Raw genomic sequence first — 20,397 nt, 5'->3', positions numbered from 1 at the left:
GCTAGATTAATTGTTTAACAATTTTAAATATTATCTATGATACACTAGATTAAAAGTTTATTATTTAAATCGATTGGGGAGTCGGGACTTGAAATCAATCTTATTAAAAGCAGGTTTATTAACAACACTTTCTGTTGGATTAGTTACTGGAAAAGCATCAGCAGCAGAAATGGATTGGGCTACTAAATGTTTAGATATGGGTAAAATTCAGCCGAAAGTGAATCCAGACTTTCAACAAATAAATTGTTTGTTAACGAATGCCGCATTAAGTCAAAATATACCACCTGAGGTTGTGAAAGCAGTGGCTGAGAAAGAATCCTCTGGATGGAAGCAGTTTGATGAAAACGGTAATGCCGTTTCAGATGGTAAAGGATTCGGTATTATGCAGGTGACTGATTCTGTGCCTGATCCAGAAAGAGTTAAGAGCGATATCATTTATAATATTGAGCAAGGTGTAAAGATTTTAAATTCAAAGTACGAACTTCAAAATACATCAAGTATACCTAGAATTAAGGGTGCAGGACGAGAAATCATTGAAAACTGGTATTTTCCAGTTATGGCTTACAACGGATTAAAACCTGTAAACAGTCCGATTAAACGTAGTGATGGATCAAGGAATTGGAAGACTTATCAAGATAAAGTGTTTAATATACTTGAAGTACAAAGCTTCTTAGGGGAAGACCAAAAACATAACATACTAGCTCATTATCCGTTTGAGTATGATGATTTTATTTATGACTCAAACAGTAGCGATAATATAAAGTTCAAGTCTCCAATGCCGGAGTATGTAATAACTGATGGGCTACATGAGTCTGTTTATATGTTAGAAAAAGACTCCTATGTAAAAGTAATTAAAGAAGGAGCACCTGTAAGAGATGAGCCTACTACAGCATCAACAGAAGAAGTAGCCCAACCTTTAAATAAGACACTTATTTGGGATGGAGAAATAAAATATACAAAGGAATATACTAGTCAAAATGTTTTTACTTGGTTCCACGTAACTTCAATTGATGGTAAAATTTCTGGTTATATTTCTTCTGCTTATATCGCCAAAAAGAAAGATTTCATTGATCCAGTTGTAACCGGAGTTAAAAATAATGCGTTTTACAATGAAGACGTAACGATAACTTTTGATGAAGGCACAGCTTTACTAAATGGAGCGGTTTTCAAAAATGTTACTACAGTTACCAATGAAGGAAAATACACATTAGAAGTAAAAGATGAAGAAAGTAACACAACAACAATTACGTTTACACTTGATAAAACAAAACCAGTATTCTCGGGTGCTGAAGATGCAATTATACAAGTCGGTTCACCATTTGATCCAAAATCAGACGTTACTGCAATAGATAAGGTCGATGGCGATTTATCGGATAAAATTCAAGTAACCGGTTCAGTGGATAACCAAAAACCAGGAGAATATCAATTAGTTTACTCTGCAACAGATAGTGCAGGTAATACAGAAACATCTATTAGAAAAATCACTGTAATCGATTCAACTAAACCAGTATTCTCTGGTGCAGGAGATACAATTATACAAGTCGGTTCATCATTTGATTCAAAATCAGGCGTTACTGTAACAGATAATGTAGATGGCGATTTAACTTCTAAAATTCAAGTATCTGGTTCAGTGGATAACCAAAAACCAGGAGAATATCAATTGGTTTACTCTGCAACCGATAGTGCAGGTAATACAACAACATCTATCAGAAAAATCACTGTAATCGATTCAACTAAACCAGTTATACATGGTACTGCAGATAAGAAAATAAATATTAATTCAAAGTTTGATTCAATGGCTGGAGTATCTGCTGTAGATAATGTAGATGGTGAATTAACTAAATCCATTAAAGTAACAGGTATTGTAGATACTAAGAAAAAAGGTTCGTACACACTTACATACACGGTTAGTGATAAGTTTAGGAATTTAACAACAGCTAAAAAAACAATCACGGTGATTGATAATATTCCACCTGTCATTTACGGTGCAGTTAACAAAACTATTAATATCAATACTAATTTCAATCCAATAACAGGTGTAACTGCTAAAGATAATGTGGATGGATCTTTAACAAAGCTTATCAAAGTAACAGGAACAGTAAATACAAAGAAAATCGGAACATATACATTAAAATATACGGTTACTGATTATTCCGGTAATAGAATGGTACTTCCAAGAAAAATCACTGTGAAAGATAATATTCCACCTGTCATTTATGGTGCAGCACCGAAAACAATTAAATTAAAGTCTAGTTTCAATACAAGATCAGGCGTTACTGCAAAAGATAATGTTGACGGAGATTTAACAAAATTGATTAAAATTACGGGAACTGTAAATACAAAGAAAAAAGGTACTTATACATTAACGTATGTAGTTGCTGATAAAACAGGTAACAAAACTACCGTTCCAAGAAAGATCACTGTTAAATAAAATTGAAGGTCTACCAAAATCGGTAGACCTTTCTTAATTCTATTTATTTGGATTCACTAATCGTTTTATTAATAACATCAATCACATAGTTTTTAGTGTTTTTATTAATCGAACCACCATCACCCTTAAAAATCGTGGATTTGGTTGTATCAGTTGGTTCGATGTGTACTGGTACTTGTGTTTGACCATCGTTTAGTTTAAAAGATTGGTTGAAATTCATCTCATTATCGACAGTTACTTTTTCTCCGTTGATCGTGAGGTTAGCGCCTTTAATAGAATTCCCTTTGAGAGATAAGGTTGAACCATTCACTTCAATTTGGCTTACTACAAGTGGCTTATCAATCCAACGTAAAATTGTATCTTGGACAGTCATTTTGTTGCCACCTTGATTTGAAACAACTATTTTCATATCAGTTCCAGTCGCACCATAACCATAGTAGCTGATATCATCATCAGATGGATCAGCTGGTGTGTGGTCTGCTAATCCTTCATGATCCCATGTGTTGTCTCGCGTATATTTATAAGTAATTTCAGTTCCTTCTTCAAGCTCAACTGTATATTCCCAATCTGGTGTAACTGCACCATTTCGGCTCATTGACCATGCACCTGTATTCCAACCATTTAAGCTGTTAGGTATATTCATTTGTGCTGACAATGGAGTATCATTTGGTGCATGCACCTTAAAGGTGACTTGTACCATTACTATATCTGGTGTGACAGTTACAGTATTTGAATCCACATAGTTCCCTGCTTGATCAAAGACGCGGATTTGGTAATTATATGTTGTACCGTTTGAGACTTGATAATCACGGAATGTAGTAGTATCCCCAGTCACTGAAGTAAGTATATGACCGTCACGATAAATGACCGATTTATATGGCTGATCTGGCTGCGTAAGTTTCCAGTTCAAGTTAACCTGACCAGATTCTTGAATTGGTGTCTCCAAATCGACCTTAGTAGCAGGGGGAGTAGTATCTAAAGTGCTACGTGTATAATTTACTTCTTTTGTTTCAGAGTATACCCATGTATTTCCTAAATCAGGTGTAAAGGCCATTCGATATTCATATATGCCAGCCTCTAATGGTGTGAAGCTACCTTGAAACTCATTAGCTTGATTTTCCTGAGACTGACCATTATATAGTGTTTGGTATGATTCCCAAGCAGTCTGGCCTTTCATTCTTACTTGTATCTCGGCCGTAACTCCTTCAGCTGGGCCTGTTTCTGTTGCACCCTGCAAGTAAAAAGTTGCTTTAACAGTAGAATCGAGCGCTAAATTCAGTTCCTGATTAGCTAAGGCTGTCATATTGGTCACGCTAGCTTTGCTAACATCGTAATGAGGTACGAGACCAACTGAGACTGTAGGTTCAGATTCGTTCCCGTTAGCATCTACAGCAGTTACAGAAAAATAGTAGGTACGACCATTATTTAAATCTGAAATGTTTACAGAAGTGTTCGTAGTTTCTTTCACTTTTGTCCATAATCCACCAGCAATAGTAGATTGATAGACATTGAATTTTGTGCCAGTTCCTGTCCAGCTTAACGTAATTTGTTTAGAGCCTACAGTACCAATTACATTTTTAACTGACTGTGGATTTTTCACGTCATTACTAGATAGTAACATTCTTCCTGATTCAGCAGGTATGGTCAATGTTAACTTGCCATCCTTCACTGTTGCAGCGTATTTTTTATCTAATTGGTCTTCTAGACGAATTCCGTTTGCAATCAGCTTTTTGGTGTCAACATCAACAGTTTGTGCAGTTTTCCCTCTGTTGATGATGATAAGAGCTGATTTTGTGCCTTTAGTACGAACGTAAGCTAATACATTGTCTTTAGCATAAATATGGTGAAGATCACCATGACTAAATAGATCGGAATTTTTACTGCGAATTTGACCAATATTTTGATAATGTTTAATCAAATCTTGGTTTTCATTTCCCCATGGATACGTACGACGATCATCTGGATCTTTTGAACCTGTTTGACCTGCTTCATCTCCATAATAAATGGTTGGGGCACCAGGATAACCCATTTGAAGGATAGAGGCTAGCTTTAATCGTTTCACACCTTCATTGTAATTATAGTTCGGATCCTGTTCAGCTCTGTTAAAAGTATCTGTCCCGTTGCCTAGTAGGAATATAGCTCGTGCAGTATCATGAGATCCCATTAGATTCATGAGAGCATAAAAAGCTTCCTTTGGATAATCCTCTTGAACAGCAAGGAGGGAGTTTTGTGCATTTTCAGCATTACCATTCTTTAAATAATCTAGTATGGCACCTCGGAAACGATAATTCATTACGGAGTCATATTGATCTCCTAAAAAGTATTTGGAAGCATCATCCCAAATTTCTCCTAAAATAAGTGGTTTTTCATCTTTTTGAAGAGTTTGTCCTGCACCTGTCATCGTCTTGGATTTAATTTCTTTTCGAAATTCCTGCCAAAATGAGCTGTCTACTTCATTCGCTACATCTAAACGCCAACCGGAAGAACCACGATCAATCCATGATTTGCTTACGGAATCCTTGTCATACATGATATAGTTAGCAAATGCAGTATTATTAAGTTCACTAGGGTGATCAACTTTTGATCCGTCTTTTGATTCAAATACAGGGAGACTGTCATAGCCCCACCAACCTTCATACTTATAATGTTCTCCAGTTGAAACACCGTTTACTTTCTCATTTGGCACTTTAACATTTTCAATATGGAACCAGTTTTCAAAACCGTACGGGCTAAAAGATTGGCCTTCGGAGATAAATTGCTTTTTTGCTTTCTCTTTGGCAGTAGCCTCGGACAATTTTTCATTATTCATTAAATCATAAATGCGAGACCAATATTCATATGCACCTACTGTATTATATTTGTTATAACGGTCAAAATAGATTGAATCGTCTGAGACGTGATTAAAAACGCCATCCAAAATTAAGTGCATATTACGTTTTGCTAATTCTTTTGTGAAATCTTTAAATTCTTTTTCTGAGCCAAACATCGGGTCAACTAATTTGTAATCTGTTGCATCATATTTATGGTTAGATGGTGCAAGAGCAATCGGATTTAAATAGAGTGTATTGACTCCTAGTGATTGAAGATAATCAAGCTTTGACTTGATTCCAACAATGTCTCCTCCATAAAAATCATTACTAAACTCTCCATCTCCAGTATATGATCCAGTTCCTTGTTCATAAGGATTATCAGGTAAGCTTGACCAAGAAGCGGGATGTTCGATTGGCTGATTACCCCGAGCTCCAACTTTATCCTTTACATTGTCATTGGTCTTATTTCCGTTAAAAAAGCGATCGGGGAAGATTTGATAGACTACAGCTTCTTTCATCCAATCTGGCGTTTGATAATTAGGGTCATATACTGTCAGTTGGAAAAGGCTTGCATTTTTATCTACTGCTTTTCCAGTATGACCTTCTTGTGTATCCTCTCCATATTCTGCCGTTGTATCTTGATCTCTGACAATGAATTTATACCCATGAACCCCTTTGTCCGTTGGTGTAAACGTAGCTTCCCAGTATTCAAGGTCACCTTTGTCATTTGTATTTGACCAACCTACATTTTTCATAGCCAAGACCTTTGTTGTACCAGAATTATAGTTCTTTACATAAAGGCTCGCGCTTGTTAAATCTCCTTTCTTAGCCGATATCCGGAAGGTGACAGGTGTCTTTTCTGGAACGGCCCCAAATGGCTTTTTGTATACTTGGTCCCATGAATCGTGATAAAGGGCATTCTGATCAATTAAGCCATCAGAGCCTGTTGGTTTATAATCTGTATACATTTCTTTTGTTTGGCTATTAAAGAAAAATGTAATAGTAGATTCAGAGAGTACAGTTAGCTTCAGATTAGAAGAAGGGTAGGACTCGCTCCAATCTTTTCCTAGTACAATTTTGTATTCGTAAGTACCACTTGGCACTTTTGTAGTAAATGAATAGATATTTTTGAAATTATCATCTGTAAAAAAGGCTGTTGAGTCTGCTGGGCTCCAAGCTGATCCTGCATTAATAGCAGGCTGGATCGTTCCAACTAGACGTGGTTGTTTTTCCTCTGCTATAGGAGTGTAATGAGTGCTATCAGTAATTGAATGAGTGTTATCATTATAGTAGAAAGTGACATCCTTTTGTTCGGATAGAACTAGTTTAATGTTGTTGCCGCCAGGGTTTCCGCCTTCACCGTAATTTTCTGACCAGTTTCCACCAATGGCGATTTTGTACTCATATTCACCAGCCGGTAAAGTACCAGTAAATGTATAGAGACCATTCCCTTTATACACCATTTCTGTCTGGTGTGATGATGGGTCCCAATCACCTGAATTTCCTAATAACTTTTGAAAACTTCCTACAAGTACAACTTGTCTAGCTGTCGTTTCTGCTGCTCTCACATTTGTAAAAAATCCCGGAAACATCTGGAGAACTAATCCTAATACAGTAACAAGCGATAATATTGATCTCTGTTTTCTCCTCATGAAAAAACCCCTTTCTCTATCTAAATTAGGAAAACGTTTATACAAAAGATGCAATAAAAATATGTATGTAGGTAATGCCAACTTATTGCAAACGTTTGCACAAATTGTTTTCAAAATAATTATAACTTTTTATAAACACAAATCAATGGAAAATAGCAAAATAATACAAATTTTCTGAATTGTGGACACTTAATGTCAGTCATAGATAGTGCTCATATAAATAATATAATTGACCTTTTTTCGTTAGGGATTAGGTAATTATCATAGTTTCAGATGATTTAAAGTAGGGTTCGTTCTTCATATATTTATAAAAAATAAAGACAGATGCAGTTTCCAAAAATGGGAACGCGTCTGTCTTTGTTTTTGAATGAATAAGTAAGGTGCAATTCCTAGTATTATAACAGTAGTTTCCATCGTATTATTTAATGAAACAACTTTAAATATTTCTAGTTCACTAAATGAATTAGCAGCAATTTTTATTGAAGATATTGCCCAATAATTAAAGGAGGCCTTCATATGATCAGGACGAATGCTAATCGGCTTCAAAAATTAATTGAGTTGTTTAGTGAATATGGTAAAACGGAAAACAACGGGGTAACAAGACTAGCATTATCTGCTGAAGATATTGCTGCAAGGAAGAAATTTCAAGCGTTATGTGAAGAAGTGGGAATGACAGTAAAGCATGATGATATGGGGAATATGTATGCTACTTTAGCGGGGAAACAAAACTTGCCTCCAATTGTAATTGGTTCCCATTTAGACTCAGTTATTAAGGGAGGACGTTTTGATGGCGTACTAGGTGTACTAACAGCTTTAGAGACTGTTTATACAATTATAGATGAAAAGATTGAGTTAGATTACCCAATTACAGTTGTCAATTTTACAAATGAAGAAGGGGCAAGATTTGAGCCATCTCTTATGTCATCTGGAGTGCTATCAGGTAAATTTGATAAAAAGAAGATGATTGCTTCTACAGATAAAAATGGAATTACATTTGAAAAATCACTAAATGAAAGTGGTTTCGAGGGTTCTGAAGCAAATCGCTTAAAAGATGCTAGCGCGTATATCGAACTACATATTGAACAAGGACCTGTACTGGAACGAAAAAACTTAGAAATCGGGGTAGTAGAAGGTGTACTAGGAATGGTATGCTATGAAATCTCTGTATTTGGAGAATCCAACCATGCAGGGACGACGCCAATCAGTATGCGCAAAGATCCGATGTTCACTGCTGCTAATGTGGTAGTAGATTTACAAAAGCAATTACAAAGACTAGATTCAGATCTCGTTTACACAATCGGTCGGATAAATGCATATCCAAATATTCATACGGTCATTCCTTCAGAAGTAACCTTTACTTTAGAGGCGAGACATAAGGATCCGAGTGTTATTGCAGAAGTTACACGAATGGTGGAAGAACTGCCAGGAAATATAAGTGGCTGTCCAATCAAATCAACACGTCTTTGGGATCGAGACACAGTTGACTTTGATGAAGAAGTCGTAAATGCTGTGGAATATGCTTGCAAAGAGCTTGGGTATAAAGAAAATCGAATGTATAGCGGTGCCGGACATGATGCGCAATTCATTGCTTCCTATATCCCAACGGCTATGATTTTTGTACCAAGTGTAAATGGATATAGTCATCGTGAAGATGAGTTAACTTCATATGAAGATTGTGCTAAAGGAGCGAATGTTTTACTTAATAGTGTGTTAAAACTATGCGTTGAGAAAGTGAATAAATAGGGTTTTCTTATAATTAGTAGGAAAGAGTTTTAAATGAAAATGGACGAAGATTTCGTCTATTTTCATATTTTTTTGTTTTAGCTCTTTATATTAAAAAGATATTTTCTGAAATCCAAGTACCTATAAGAGTAAATAGAGATTCTTATTATTATCATTAATTTATGCTCCTATCCCAACTTTACGAATTATTTACAATCGTTTAAAACTAGGTTAATTATTCTTTTTTATAGTTAGAAATGTAGAAAATAATAATTTTCCTTAGGAGGACAATCAATAATGAAACGTGGATTAAAATTAACATTTGCAGCAATGGCTATTACAGGTATGTTAGCAGGATGTTCTAATAAAGATGAAAAAACAACTGGAAAGACTAATACAGACGATAAAAAAGTAGAATTAACTGGAACAATTGGTGCTGCAGGATCAACAGCATTACAACCACTAGCTGACGAAGCGGCAACAGAATTCATGGCAAAGTTTCCACAAGTTTCAATTACAGTTCAAGGTGGAGGTAGTGGTACTGGTGTAAACCAGGTATCTACAGGAGCAATCCAAATTGGTAACTCAGATGTACCTGCTGCTGAAAAATTAGAAGATAAATCTTTAGCAAGTTCATTAGTAGAGGCTAAAGTTGCTGGTGTTGGTTATTCAATGGTTACAAATAAAGATGTTGGTGTAGATTCACTTACACTTCAACAAATTGAAGATATTTTCGCTGGTAAAGTAACGAACTGGAAAGAAGTTGGCGGTAAAGATGAGAAAATTAATGTAATTAATCGTCCAGCATCATCTGGTACACGTGCAGCGTTTGAAAAGAAAATCATGAAAGATGTTAAGATTAATGATGGCGTAGGAACTGTTCAAGATTCAAACGGTGCTGTTGAACAAGCTGTAAACTCTACTCCTGGTGCAATTTCTTATCTTGCTAACTCATATTTAATCGGCGATAAAAAAGATGCTTTAAAAACTGTGAAAATTGATGGAAAAGAATCTTCAACTGATAACATTACTTCTGGTGCATACCCATTCTATTCATATGAGTATATGATTACAAAAGGTGATGCAAAATCTCCAATAAAAGAATATATTGAATTCATTAGTGGCGACGAGTTTGCTGACAAGTTAGTTGAAATGGGTTATATCCCAGCTTCACAAATGTCAGGTTTACAATAATATAATGCAATTTAAGCTGGCTCGAAAGGTCTATGACTTTTTGAGTCAGCTTTTTTTTTGTTTCTTTGGGGATGAATAATCTGAAAGCATTTTAACAACTTTATCAATAAAGTTCACTATATGTTTGTGTTTTTTCAATATTACCTACTAGCTATAGATCAGAATTCTGAAACTACTTAAAAAGTTAAGATACTTTTAAGTAGTTTTCTTATTTATATTTAGTTAGTTTTAATAAACAATTCCTATTTTATCGTGATTTTCAATGTCCATAAATCAATTAAATATACTAAACCTAAAAAGATTTACAACTTCTTTACGATTGATTAAAACTTGCTTAACCTAAAAACTTTAAAGTAGATAATGTAAGGAAGAAACAAACAAAAACGCAAAATAAAACAAACAAAAAAACAAAAATAAAACAAACATTTTAGGGGGATTAAAATAATGAAACGTGGATTAAAATTAACATTTGCAGCAATGGCTATTACAGGTATGTTAGCAGGATGTTCTAATAAAGATGAAAAAACAACTGGAAAGACTAATACAGACGATAAAAAAGTAGAATTAACTGGAACAATTGGTGCTGCAGGATCAACAGCATTACAACCACTAGCTGACGAAGCGGCTACTGAATTTATGGCGAAGTTCCCACAAGTATCAATTACAGTTCAAGGTGGCGGTAGTGGTACTGGTGTAAACCAAGTGTCTACTGGAGCAATCCAAATTGGTAACTCAGATGTACCAGCTGCTGAAAAATTAGAAGATAAATCTTTAGCAAGTTCATTAGTAGAGGCTAAAGTTGCTGGTGTTGGTTACTCAATGGTAACAAATAAAGATGTTGGTGTAGATTCACTTACACTTCAACAAATTGAAGATATTTTTGCTGGTAAAGTAGCAAACTGGAAAGAAGTTGGCGGTAAAGATGAGAAAATTAATGTAATTAACCGTCCAGCATCATCTGGTACTCGTGCAGCGTTTGAAAAGAAAATTATGAAAGACGTTAAGATTAATGATGGCGTAGGAACTGTTCAAGATTCAAACGGTGCTGTTGAACAAGCTGTAAACTCTACTCCTGGTGCAATCTCATACCTTGCTAACTCATATTTAATCGGCGATAAAAAAGATGCTTTAAAAACTGTGAAAATTGATGGAAAAGAATCTTCAACTGATAACATTACTTCTGGTGCATACCCATTCTATTCATATGAGTATATGATTACAAAAGGTGATGCAAAATCTCCAGTAAAAGAATATATTGAATTCATTAGTGGCGATGAATTTGCTAACAAGTTAGTAGAGATGGGTTATATCCCAGCTTCACAAATGTCAGGTTTACAATAATAATTCAATTTAGAGCTGACTCGAAAGGTCTATGACTTTTCTGAGTCAGCTTTTATTTCCTTTAGAATCCACTATGTGTTTTTAGTATTTCCTATTTGAAATAGATCAGCACCTGAAACTATTTAAAAGTTGAGCTACTTTTAAGTAGTTTTCTTTTTTATATTTAGCAGATTTTAATAAGTAATTAGTATTTTATCGCTACTTTAAATGCCCATAAATCAATTAAACATACTACCTCTTAAAAAGATTTACAATTTCTTTACGATTGATTAAAACTTGCTTAACCTAAAAACTTTAAAGTAGAGATTGTAAGAGATAACAAACAAAAATTAAATACAAAATTAAAAATAAAAACAAACATTTTAGGGGGATTAAAATGAAACGTGGATTAAAATTAACATTTGCAGCAATGGCTATTACAGGTATGTTAGCAGGATGTTCTAATAAAGATGAAAAAACAACTGGTAAGACTTCAGATGATAAAAAAGTAGAATTAACAGGAACAATTGGTGCTGCAGGATCAACAGCATTACAACCACTAGCTGACGAAGCGGCAACAGAATTTATGGCAAAGTTTCCACAAGTTTCAATTACAGTTCAAGGTGGCGGTAGTGGTACTGGTGTAAACCAAGTATCTACAGGAGCAATTCAAATTGGTAACTCAGATGTACCAGCTGCTGAAAAATTAGAAGATAAAACTTTAGCAAGTTCATTAGTAGAAGCTAAAGTTGCTGGTGTTGGTTACTCAATGGTAACAAATAAAGATGTTGGTGTAGATTCACTTACACTTCAACAAATTGAAGATATTTTCGCAGGTAAAGTGACGAACTGGAAAGAAGTTGGCGGTAAAGATGAGAAAATTAATGTAATTAATCGTCCAGCATCATCTGGTACTCGTGCAGCATTTGAAAAGAAAATTATGAAAGACGTTAAGATTAATGATGGCGTAGGAACAGTTCAAGATTCAAACGGTGCAGTTGAACAAGCTGTAAACTCTACTCCTGGTGCAATCTCATACCTTGCTAACTCATATTTAATCGGCGATAAAAAGGATGCTTTAAAAACTGTGAAAATTGATGGAAAAGAATCTACTACAGACAATATCGTTGCAGGTGATTACCCATTCTATTCTTACGAGTACATGATTACAAAAGGCGATGCGAAATCTCCTGTAAAAGAATATATTGAATTCATTAGTGGCGATGAGTTTGCTAACAAGTTAGTTGAGATGGGTTATATCCCAGCTTCAAAAATGACAGGTTTAGAATAATATAAAAAATGGGAGTTGGTTTTATACCAACTCTCAAACTAATTTATTAATGGATGATAGGGGTTTATCATGAATTTCAAAAAAAGAAACTTTTTTCTAATTGAATACCTCGGAAGAACTCTTGTAACTTTATGTGGTTTCTTAATGATCGGTATTACAATAGCAATAATAGGATTTATTGTTAGTAAAGGAATCCAATCATTTACAGTAAATGATATATCGTTAAGTGAAATTTTGTTTTCAAAACATTGGAGTCCAAATAATGCTTCAAGCCCAACATATGGCGCCTTAATCTTTATTGTTGGATCAATTCTAGTATCTGTTGGCGCAGTAATTATAGCTGCACCAATTGCGATTGCATTAGCAATTTTCATGAATTTTATTTCACCAAAATTTGGTGAAAAAGTATTAATTCCAGTTTTAGAAATTCTAGTCGGAATTCCTTCAGTAGTATATGGATTTCTTGGCGTAACAATATTAGTACCGCTTCTTAGAAATACTGTAGGTGGAGTAGGTTTTAGCTTAATTGCAGGGATTATTGTGCTTAGTATCATGATTTTACCTACAATTGCAAGTATAGCATCTGACGCTGTGCGAGCTGTTCCTAGAACCTATTTGGAAGCATCATACGGACTAGGTTCTACAAGATGGCAAGCAATTAAATTGGCAATTGTACCAGCTGCAAAAACAAACATTTTAACAGCGATCGTTTTAGGTCTTGCACGTGCATTTGGTGAAGCATTAGCTGTACAAATGGTAATCGGAAATACAGTTAAATTCCCTAATGGTATTTTTGACCCAACAGCAACATTAACAGGAATTTTAACAATGGATATGGCAAATACATTAAACGGTACAGCTTGGAATAACACTTTATGGACTCTAGCAATGATCTTACTTCTAATATCCTTCCTCTTTATACTAGTCATTCGATTAATTGGAAGAAAAGGAGGATATGAATCATGATTGCAAGAAAAATGGATAAGATTTGGACGGGAATACTTTGTTTAATAGCAGGTTTAGTTGTAATATTATTACTATTTTTATTAAGTGAAATTATTTTTAAAGGTTGGGGATTCTGGGACTTTGATTTCCTGTTTGGAAAACCTAGTAATATTCAAGCAGGTGGTGGGATTGGACCACAACTATTTAATTCATTTTATATCTTAGTGTTAACATTAATTATTTCAGTTCCGATTGGAGTTGGAGCTGGGATTTATATGGCAGAATATGCAAAACCAGGTCGTTTTTTAAATTTCTTAAGATTATGTATTGAAACGTTGGCTTCATTGCCTTCAATCGTAGTAGGTTTATTCGGTTTATTAGTATTTGTAACAATGACTGGATGGGGTTACACTTTAATTGGTGGTGCACTTGCGATTTCAATCTTAAATCTTCCAGGTTTAACAAGGGTAAGTGAAACAGCATTATTAAATGTTCCTAAAACTAGTAAAGAAGGTAGTCTTGGATTAGGAGCTACAAAGTGGCAAACAATTACTAAAATTAGTATCCCAACTGCAATTCCACAATTAATTACGGGAATTATTTTAGCAGCTGGAAGAATTTTTGGTGAAGCAGCGGCATTAATCTATACTGCTGGACTTACAACGCCTATTCTAAATAATGCTGCTCCATTAAATACACCGATGAATCCGTTTAATATTTTTAGACCAGCAGAAACATTAACAGTTCATATCTGGAAATTAAATTCAGAAGGTATAGTTCCAGATGCGCAAAGCATCGCTACAAAATCTGCGGCAGTCTTAATTGTAATGATCCTTTTATTTAATCTATTTGCTAGATTATTTGCTAAGTTTTTAAATAGACGCTTCACAGGAGCAAAAAGATAAATATTTTAAAAATCTCTATGGAAGATTCCGTAGAGATTTTTTTTATTTATTGGTCCTGTCCTTTATACAGGTTTGGGTGCTATTTTGATTAAAAATATTATTGTTATGTAACGATCCAAAAGTTAAGCGTTTTTTATTTCATCAACCTCAATAAGTAATGTTTCTAAATGTTTCAATATTGTCTTAGCTATTTGATGTTCTTTATTTTGTTCTAAGTGTTCTTTAGCAGCTTTAGATAATTCAGTATAATTTTGATGTGAACTTTGGTTATGCTTATCATTGGTTTCTGAGAAGTTGAAAGCATTGCTAAGTTTAAGACTTATTTCATCGTGTATACTTTTCAAACTTTCAATCATTTCATTCATTCTTGGCACCCTCCATTTCGTTTAGGTAATTTTATTCATATGTGACCACTAAAAATCAATTAATAAATAATAGTATTCGAAACAAATATAGTCTGATTTAGTTGGTTTTTAAGGGCTAACAAAATTGACAGATGATACTTCAATAAAAGGGTTTTAAGCATCTATTTTGCTATTGAACCAATAAGCTTATAATTTGTTTTTTGAAAAATATTATCCTAAAAAAACTGTTGACAAGTTTGCTTCACGTCCGTATAGTATTAGTTATTATAAAAAATATTCAGAAATGTTTATCAAAACGCAAAGATCAGGAGTAGTAAAAGTGAATTATTAGGTTAAGAGAGCTGCGGGTTGGTGCAACGCAGTCCAATGATACTTTGAACTTGCCTGGGAGTGGTAAAGCGAAAGATTAGATTTAATCTTTTCTCTTGTTTTAACGATTGACCTTCGTTACAAGGTTTTTAAAGTAGGGTTCACAAAAGAGCCAATAAGAGTGGTACCGCGGTAAGCTAAGGCATATCGTCTCTTTCTTCATTTGATTATGAAGAATGAGATGATATGCCTTTTTTGATTTCTTGGGAGGTTAGGATATGAAAACGGAAAAACGGAATTTACAAAGGACAATGACGTCAAGACATATTACGATGATGGCATTAGGAGGTGCCATTGGGGCAGGTTTATTTAAGGGAAGTAGTTCTGCAATTGATATGGCAGGCCCATCTATCATAATTGCTTACTTGCTAGGAGGCATTATCTTATTATTCGTTTTACAAGGTTTAGCTGAAATGGCGGTTCGCAATAGCGAGGCAAGAACATTCAGGGATCTTGTCCAATCTATTTTAGGAAAGTATCCTGCTTATTTCCTTGATTGGATCTATTGGAAAATGTGGGTATTGAACATAACGGCCGAATCAATCGTTGCTGCTATTTTCATTCAATATTGGTTGCCTAACTATCCAATCTGGATACTGGCATTAGTTGTTTCGGTGGTAGTTACAACAATCAACTTGCTATCAGTAAAGGTTTTTGCTGAAACGGAGTACTGGCTTGCTTTAATTAAAATTACTGTCATCATTGTGTTCATCTTAGCTGGATTAGTGTTGTTACTAGTGAATTTTGGTGATCACAAAGCAGTAGGTTTCCATAACTTAACAGACCATGGCGGTTTCTTTCCAAATGGATCAACAGGCTTAATCTCAGCTATGCTGGTGGTAATTTATTCATATGGTGGCACTGAAATTATCGGGGTTACATTAGCAGAAACGAAAAATCCCGAAAAAGTGGTTCCAAAAGCCGTTCGAAGTACATTGGTCAGAATCATTTCTTTTTATATCATTCCATTTTTCATTATCGTTAGTTTAATTCCTTGGAACAAAGTAAATGGAGTACCTGAAAGTCCATTTGTGATGGTCTTTAAAATGATCGGGATTCCTGGTGCTGACCATATTATGAACGCCGTTGTATTAATAGCGATTATTTCATCGATGAACTCTGGATTGTATGGTTCATCCCGCGTTCTGTATACGCAAGCTGTGGACGGACGCATTCCGAAAATCTTTTCAAGATTATCTAAGAGGAAAGTTCCTGTAAACGCAATATTAATGTGTACTTCCACTTTACTTGGCGGTGTACTAATTTCCTTATTTGCAGGAAGCAAGACTTTTGATTTCCTAATGGGATCGCTTGGATATACCGTATTATTCATCTGGTTGATTATTGCTTTTGCCCATTTGAAATCACGTAAACAGTCATCTAGAAAAACAAGTGACTATTTGGTTAAATGGTTCCCATATACGACTTGGGCTGTGATCATCGCTTTAATGATGATTCTAATCGGAATTATTTTCACGACACCGGTTATCGTAACGATTATTACTCTTTGCATCTATATCTTTATTACGATAACGTATATATGGAAAAGTCGCCTTAACAAAAACTTGTAGAAACTAGTTGGTAAATTTGTCATCAATTAATATGTGCTTTACTCTTATGAGTAAAGCTCTTTTTTTGATTAAAAGATCAAAAAATTAATTTAACTGAGCCCAATAAATTAATAAGATTTAACTTCTCATAAATAGTACTCGTACAAGGACAAGCATACAATCACTTAAGTCTGGTCTCAATATAATGATAGGAGTTTATGAGAGAGTGAAGTGAAAAGTGTGCCGCCAAAAATAAAAAAACCAAATGATTCAAATGAAGAGAATAAAGAGAATATTAATATTGCATCGGCTTTTAGAGCTGTTAATAATGCAAATCAAACTGTTCCTGAAAACACTTTTGTAAAAGTGAATTATCAACTTAAACAATTTGATTTAGCAAATGAGTATAATCCATTTACCTCAGTGTTTAGACCAAAAAATAATGGGGTCTATTTAATTTCTGCTACGATTTCTTTTATCCCGAATGATAATAGTGTCAAATATAGAGCACGGATTGAAATACGTGTAAATGGACAACCCGCAATCGCGATTGATAACGACTTCTTTGGTCCAATAAACTTCGGAAATGCTGTAAATGTTTCGACGATCCGATCCAGAAACTTAATGCTTTGGATAAGGTTGAGATTTTTGCTCAAAGTAGCATTGCTGGTGTAATCGGAGCAAATGTAGATGGGGATGTTAGTACTCATTTTGAAGCTGCGAGATTTCCGTCTCCGTCCTAATTAGGTTAAATAAAAAATCCCGTTTAAGAAGGCTCGCTTAATGCTTGCCTTTTTTTGTAGGTCTATTCTTAGAATTTGAAAAACAAAGAAGCCACCTTATAAGATGACTTTAAATTGGTGAAAAATGAGTTTGTCATTAGTTTTCTGCAAAAGTACATAACCATGAACGAGTTATGAGTAAGTATTTTTCAACATTTTGCTATTGTACTTCCTCATGTAGCAGTTATGTGGAAGTACATTCAACTTTTAGCTATTTAACTTCCTTATGAAGCAGTCATGAGGAAGTATATTTCAATTTTTTAGCTATTCAACTTTCAGCTAATTAACATCCTCATGAAGCAGTAAATTTCAATTCATTGCTTTCGATAAATCAAATACATATTCAAATCGGCAATCGAACAATAAATGTACTACCATTTCCTAATACACTTTCTACTATTATATTATCGCCGTGAGCATTAGAGTTGAATTAGTTTTAAGATGAAGATCTCCAATTATAGAAATGGGATTATTTTTTTTTTGAAAAAATTCCAATATAACGATTTAAATGTAGCTTAAAGACCGATTTTGTGAAGATCTATTTATGAAGCCATTCGTTCATTTAAATAAAAGGGAAAAAATTGTAAAGTTTAATAGTCTTGTAAACTGTATAATCAAAATGTACTATTTTAATATAGGACTGGGGGACGTTATGGAAGAGAAAAAATGGTCGATTATTTTAAGCGTACTTTTTTTATTGTTTGTTTATGTACTTATTCATTTTGAAATAAATGCTAGAAATATTGAAAATTCAGTTCAAAAATTACAGGATCGAGAGGTAGAACCGAAGAAAAAACTCCATTTTGTCCTTATTTCGCAGGAGTTTGATAATCCTTATTGGAGGAAAGTACAAGAAGGGGCAGATGTTGCTGCAGAAAAATATGGAGTGAATGTTGAGTACATCGGTCCTTTACGTACAAGTCCGGAAGAACAAATTAAGTTATTAGAAAAGGCAATTGCTTCTCAGGTGGATGGTATCATCGTGCAAAGTCTGGATGAGAATACTTTTTCACCCGTAATTAATAAAGCGGTTACACAACATATTCCTGTTATTACAATTGATACAGATGCTCCAAAAAGTAAGCGTATTGCCTATGTAGGTACAAATAATTTTAGCGCGGGAGAGCAGTTAGGAAAAGTTGTTGTAGAGGAAACGAATGGTGTTGGGAAAATTGGCGTTATTATAGGGAGTGAAAAGTCGGAAAGTCAGCAGGCGAGACTAAACGGATTTTTAAGTATTGTTAAAAAGCATCCGAAATTAGTAGTAAAGGATATTGAGTCCTCTAATATATCGATTATTCAAGCAAAGCTTCAAACTGAAAGTATGCTTCGTAATAATAAAGACATTTCAGTTATGGTTGGTACGAGTGCTTTAGACGCGATTGGCATTTTGAATGCATCAAAAAATTTAAAGTTAAATCAAGTTGAGATCTTTGGATTTGATAACATTGAAGGTACACTCCAAGCAGTTCAAGATGATGCGATTAAAGCAACAGTTATTCAGAAGCCATATGAAATGGGCTTTCAATCTGTAGGTTTATTAATCGACTGGTTACATGGAAAAGTTATTAATAAAGAAAATTTTACACCAACCGAGGTGGTGACGAAAGAAACGTTGATCAGGAGGAGAAACGTTGAAAATTAGGACAAAGTTATTTATTTTTATTCCTATTTTAGTTATTTTATTAAATCTAGTTTCATTTTTTGTTTTTGAAAATGGTAAGAAAGTTCAAGAGAGTTATAATTTAATGATTAATAAAATATTTTTATATAAACAAATCTCTTCTGAAACTCAGGAAAACTTAAGTTTAGTTAGTAGTTATATTATTAATCCACAGCCAAAAAACTATCGATCAATTTTGCAGCATAAAAGCAACTTACAAAAATTAAAAAAGGAATTGTTAACACATAATGCTACTAAAAATAATCAGCTTGTGTTAGAAAACTTTACCCATATGATTGATTCTTTTCTAGAGTTAGAATCATCGATTACAGATAATTTAGTCTCACAAAATTTTTCAAGTTATACAGATCAATACCGAGATATAGAGAAAATATCAGGGTTTATTAGAGAGGATAGTCAAAACTTAGTTGATTTAGAGCTTAGTAATTATCAGCCTATTTTTCGTAAGATTATTGCAAATACTCAGTCAATGAATCAATTAGGTGTCCAGTTGTTCGTTATAACGACGATCATTAGTATTGTTTTTGCCATTTGGTTGTCTAGAAGTATCGTCATTCCAATCAATCGATTAGTTTATATGGCTAAACAAATTGGTAAAGGTAATTTTAATGTGGATCCACCTACATTGTATCGAAATAATGAAATCGGTATTCTTGGTAAAATCCTCAATGAAATGTCTAAGAATTTAAGCAATTTAATGATAAAAAATATTGAAATAGTAGAGAAGGATCGCCTTGTAAAGGAGCTTGAGTTAAAAGCTTTACAAAGTCAGATCAACCCGCATTTCCTGTTCAATACGTTAAACGTTATATCTAAGTTAGCTTATATTGAAGGGGCTGAGCAAACGAGCGATCTAACTGTATCGACATCGAATTTGCTACGTTATAATTTACGAAAATTAGACGAGCCGGTAACTCTTTTCGAAGAAGTTAGAAATGCAGAGGAATATTTTTCAATTCAAAAAGCGAGGTTTAGAGATCGTGTACGCTTTGAATTAAATATAGATGAGTCCTGTTTAGGAAATAAAGTTCCTTGTTTAACATTGCAACCACTTCTTGAAAACGCATTTATACACGGTATCGAGGGGATGGAGCAAGGAGCAGTAATAGGGATTACAATCAAGAATCAAGAAAAATATATTTACATCGAAATTTATGATAATGGTGCTGGTATGAAAGAAGAGACTAGAGAGGCCCTTTTAACGTCGTCTATGCCAATCATCTCTCAAAAAAGCTCAACTGGATTAGGTACAACAAATGTATTTAAACGCTGGCGCCTCTTTTACGGTGAAGAAGATATTGTTGATATTAAGAGTGAAATAAATAAAGGGACAACCATTATATTAAAGCTGCCTGTCTCATCAAAATTTTAAAATTG

The 20,397-nt window shown here is 34.2% G+C and carries 12 protein-coding genes, 1 pseudogene and 1 other annotated feature; of the genes and pseudogenes, 11 read left to right on the top strand and 2 right to left on the bottom strand.

Annotation, left to right across the window (positions count from 1 at the left end; translation table 11 throughout):
- The first annotated feature begins 88 nt into the window (after nucleotides 1-88).
- Nucleotides 89-2,431 (top strand): immunoglobulin-like domain-containing protein, encoded by a 2,343-nt coding sequence (locus tag V5E38_RS18270; protein WP_499211022.1) that lies wholly within the window; start codon nucleotides 89-91, stop codon nucleotides 2,429-2,431.
- Nucleotides 2,432-2,474: 43 nt separating this feature from the next.
- On the opposite strand, the gene V5E38_RS18265 is transcribed toward V5E38_RS18270, so the two are convergent.
- Nucleotides 2,475-6,893, bottom strand: coding sequence for a pullulanase X25 domain-containing protein (locus tag V5E38_RS18265; protein ID WP_499211021.1), 4,419 nt, complete (start codon nucleotides 6,891-6,893; stop codon nucleotides 2,475-2,477).
- Nucleotides 6,894-7,409: 516 nt separating this feature from the next.
- Here V5E38_RS18265 and V5E38_RS18260 point away from each other — a divergent pair.
- The 6 genes from V5E38_RS18260 (at nucleotide 7,410) to pstA (ending at nucleotide 14,270) form a co-directional block, all read left to right on the top strand.
- On the top strand, nucleotides 7,410-8,636 hold the full coding sequence (locus V5E38_RS18260) for a Zn-dependent hydrolase (RefSeq protein WP_499211020.1): 1,227 nt from the start codon (nucleotides 7,410-7,412) through the stop codon (nucleotides 8,634-8,636).
- A gap of 276 nt (nucleotides 8,637-8,912) precedes the next feature.
- Complete coding sequence (locus tag V5E38_RS18255; RefSeq protein ID WP_499211019.1) at nucleotides 8,913-9,809, top strand: type 2 periplasmic-binding domain-containing protein; 897 nt, start codon at nucleotides 8,913-8,915, stop codon at nucleotides 9,807-9,809.
- Between the two features lie 444 nt (nucleotides 9,810-10,253).
- The gene (locus V5E38_RS18250; protein ID WP_499211018.1) at nucleotides 10,254-11,150 is read left to right on the top strand and encodes a type 2 periplasmic-binding domain-containing protein; all 897 of its coding nucleotides are present in this window, start codon (nucleotides 10,254-10,256) and stop codon (nucleotides 11,148-11,150) included.
- Between the two features lie 370 nt (nucleotides 11,151-11,520).
- Nucleotides 11,521-12,420, top strand: coding sequence for a type 2 periplasmic-binding domain-containing protein (locus tag V5E38_RS18245; RefSeq protein WP_499213600.1), 900 nt, complete (start codon nucleotides 11,521-11,523; stop codon nucleotides 12,418-12,420).
- Nucleotides 12,421-12,489: 69 nt separating this feature from the next.
- On the top strand, nucleotides 12,490-13,386 hold the full coding sequence (gene pstC, locus V5E38_RS18240; protein WP_499211017.1) for a PstC family ABC transporter permease: 897 nt from the start codon (nucleotides 12,490-12,492) through the stop codon (nucleotides 13,384-13,386).
- A complete protein-coding gene (pstA, locus tag V5E38_RS18235; RefSeq protein ID WP_097973410.1) occupies nucleotides 13,383-14,270 on the top strand; it encodes a phosphate ABC transporter permease PstA in 888 nt (295 codons plus the stop codon). The genes pstC and pstA overlap by 4 nt, the downstream gene beginning before the upstream one ends.
- A 122-nt stretch (nucleotides 14,271-14,392) precedes the next feature.
- Here the strand turns inward: pstA and V5E38_RS18230 are convergent, their stop codons facing one another.
- Nucleotides 14,393-14,635, bottom strand: coding sequence for a hypothetical protein (locus V5E38_RS18230; RefSeq protein ID WP_499211016.1), 243 nt, complete (start codon nucleotides 14,633-14,635; stop codon nucleotides 14,393-14,395).
- Between the two features lie 291 nt (nucleotides 14,636-14,926).
- Nucleotides 14,927-15,162: a binding site (T-box leader), on the top strand.
- 60 nt (nucleotides 15,163-15,222) lie between these two features.
- Between V5E38_RS18230 and V5E38_RS18225 the strand changes: the two genes are divergently transcribed.
- The 4 genes and pseudogenes from V5E38_RS18225 (at nucleotide 15,223) to V5E38_RS18210 (ending at nucleotide 20,392) form a co-directional block, all read left to right on the top strand.
- On the top strand, nucleotides 15,223-16,575 hold the full coding sequence (locus V5E38_RS18225) for an amino acid permease (RefSeq protein WP_499211015.1): 1,353 nt from the start codon (nucleotides 15,223-15,225) through the stop codon (nucleotides 16,573-16,575).
- 219 nt (nucleotides 16,576-16,794) lie between these two features.
- Nucleotides 16,795-17,297 (top strand): annotated as a pseudogene (locus V5E38_RS18220) (ABC transporter permease).
- A gap of 691 nt (nucleotides 17,298-17,988) precedes the next feature.
- Nucleotides 17,989-18,981, top strand: a complete 993-nt coding sequence (locus tag V5E38_RS18215; RefSeq protein WP_097973423.1) for a sugar-binding protein — start codon at nucleotides 17,989-17,991, stop codon at nucleotides 18,979-18,981.
- The gene (locus V5E38_RS18210; protein ID WP_499211014.1) at nucleotides 18,971-20,392 is read left to right on the top strand and encodes a sensor histidine kinase; all 1,422 of its coding nucleotides are present in this window, start codon (nucleotides 18,971-18,973) and stop codon (nucleotides 20,390-20,392) included. Before V5E38_RS18215 ends, V5E38_RS18210 begins: the two co-directional genes overlap by 11 nt.
- The last annotated feature ends 5 nt before the right edge of the window (nucleotides 20,393-20,397 follow it).

The organism is Rossellomorea sp. GAMAL-10_SWC (assembly GCF_049568075.1).
Lineage (GTDB): Bacteria > Bacillota > Bacilli > Bacillales > Bacillaceae_G > Gottfriedia.
Note: the sequence above shows the minus strand (reverse complement) of the source record. Positions and strands in the feature narration are given on the sequence as shown.

Coding starts and splice junctions, on each gene's coding strand:
- V5E38_RS18265 (WP_499211021.1), bottom strand. CDS start 6,893: ATGAGGAGAAAACAGAGATCAATATTATCGCTTGTTACTGTATTAGGA.
- V5E38_RS18260 (WP_499211020.1), top strand. CDS start 7,410: ATGATCAGGACGAATGCTAATCGGCTTCAAAAATTAATTGAGTTGTTT.
- V5E38_RS18255 (WP_499211019.1), top strand. CDS start 8,913: ATGAAACGTGGATTAAAATTAACATTTGCAGCAATGGCTATTACAGGT.
- V5E38_RS18250 (WP_499211018.1), top strand. CDS start 10,254: ATGAAACGTGGATTAAAATTAACATTTGCAGCAATGGCTATTACAGGT.
- pstC (WP_499211017.1), top strand. CDS start 12,490: ATGAATTTCAAAAAAAGAAACTTTTTTCTAATTGAATACCTCGGAAGA.
- pstA (WP_097973410.1), top strand. CDS start 13,383: ATGATTGCAAGAAAAATGGATAAGATTTGGACGGGAATACTTTGTTTA.
- V5E38_RS18230 (WP_499211016.1), bottom strand. CDS start 14,635: ATGAATGAAATGATTGAAAGTTTGAAAAGTATACACGATGAAATAAGT.
- V5E38_RS18225 (WP_499211015.1), top strand. CDS start 15,223: ATGAAAACGGAAAAACGGAATTTACAAAGGACAATGACGTCAAGACAT.
- V5E38_RS18215 (WP_097973423.1), top strand. CDS start 17,989: ATGGAAGAGAAAAAATGGTCGATTATTTTAAGCGTACTTTTTTTATTG.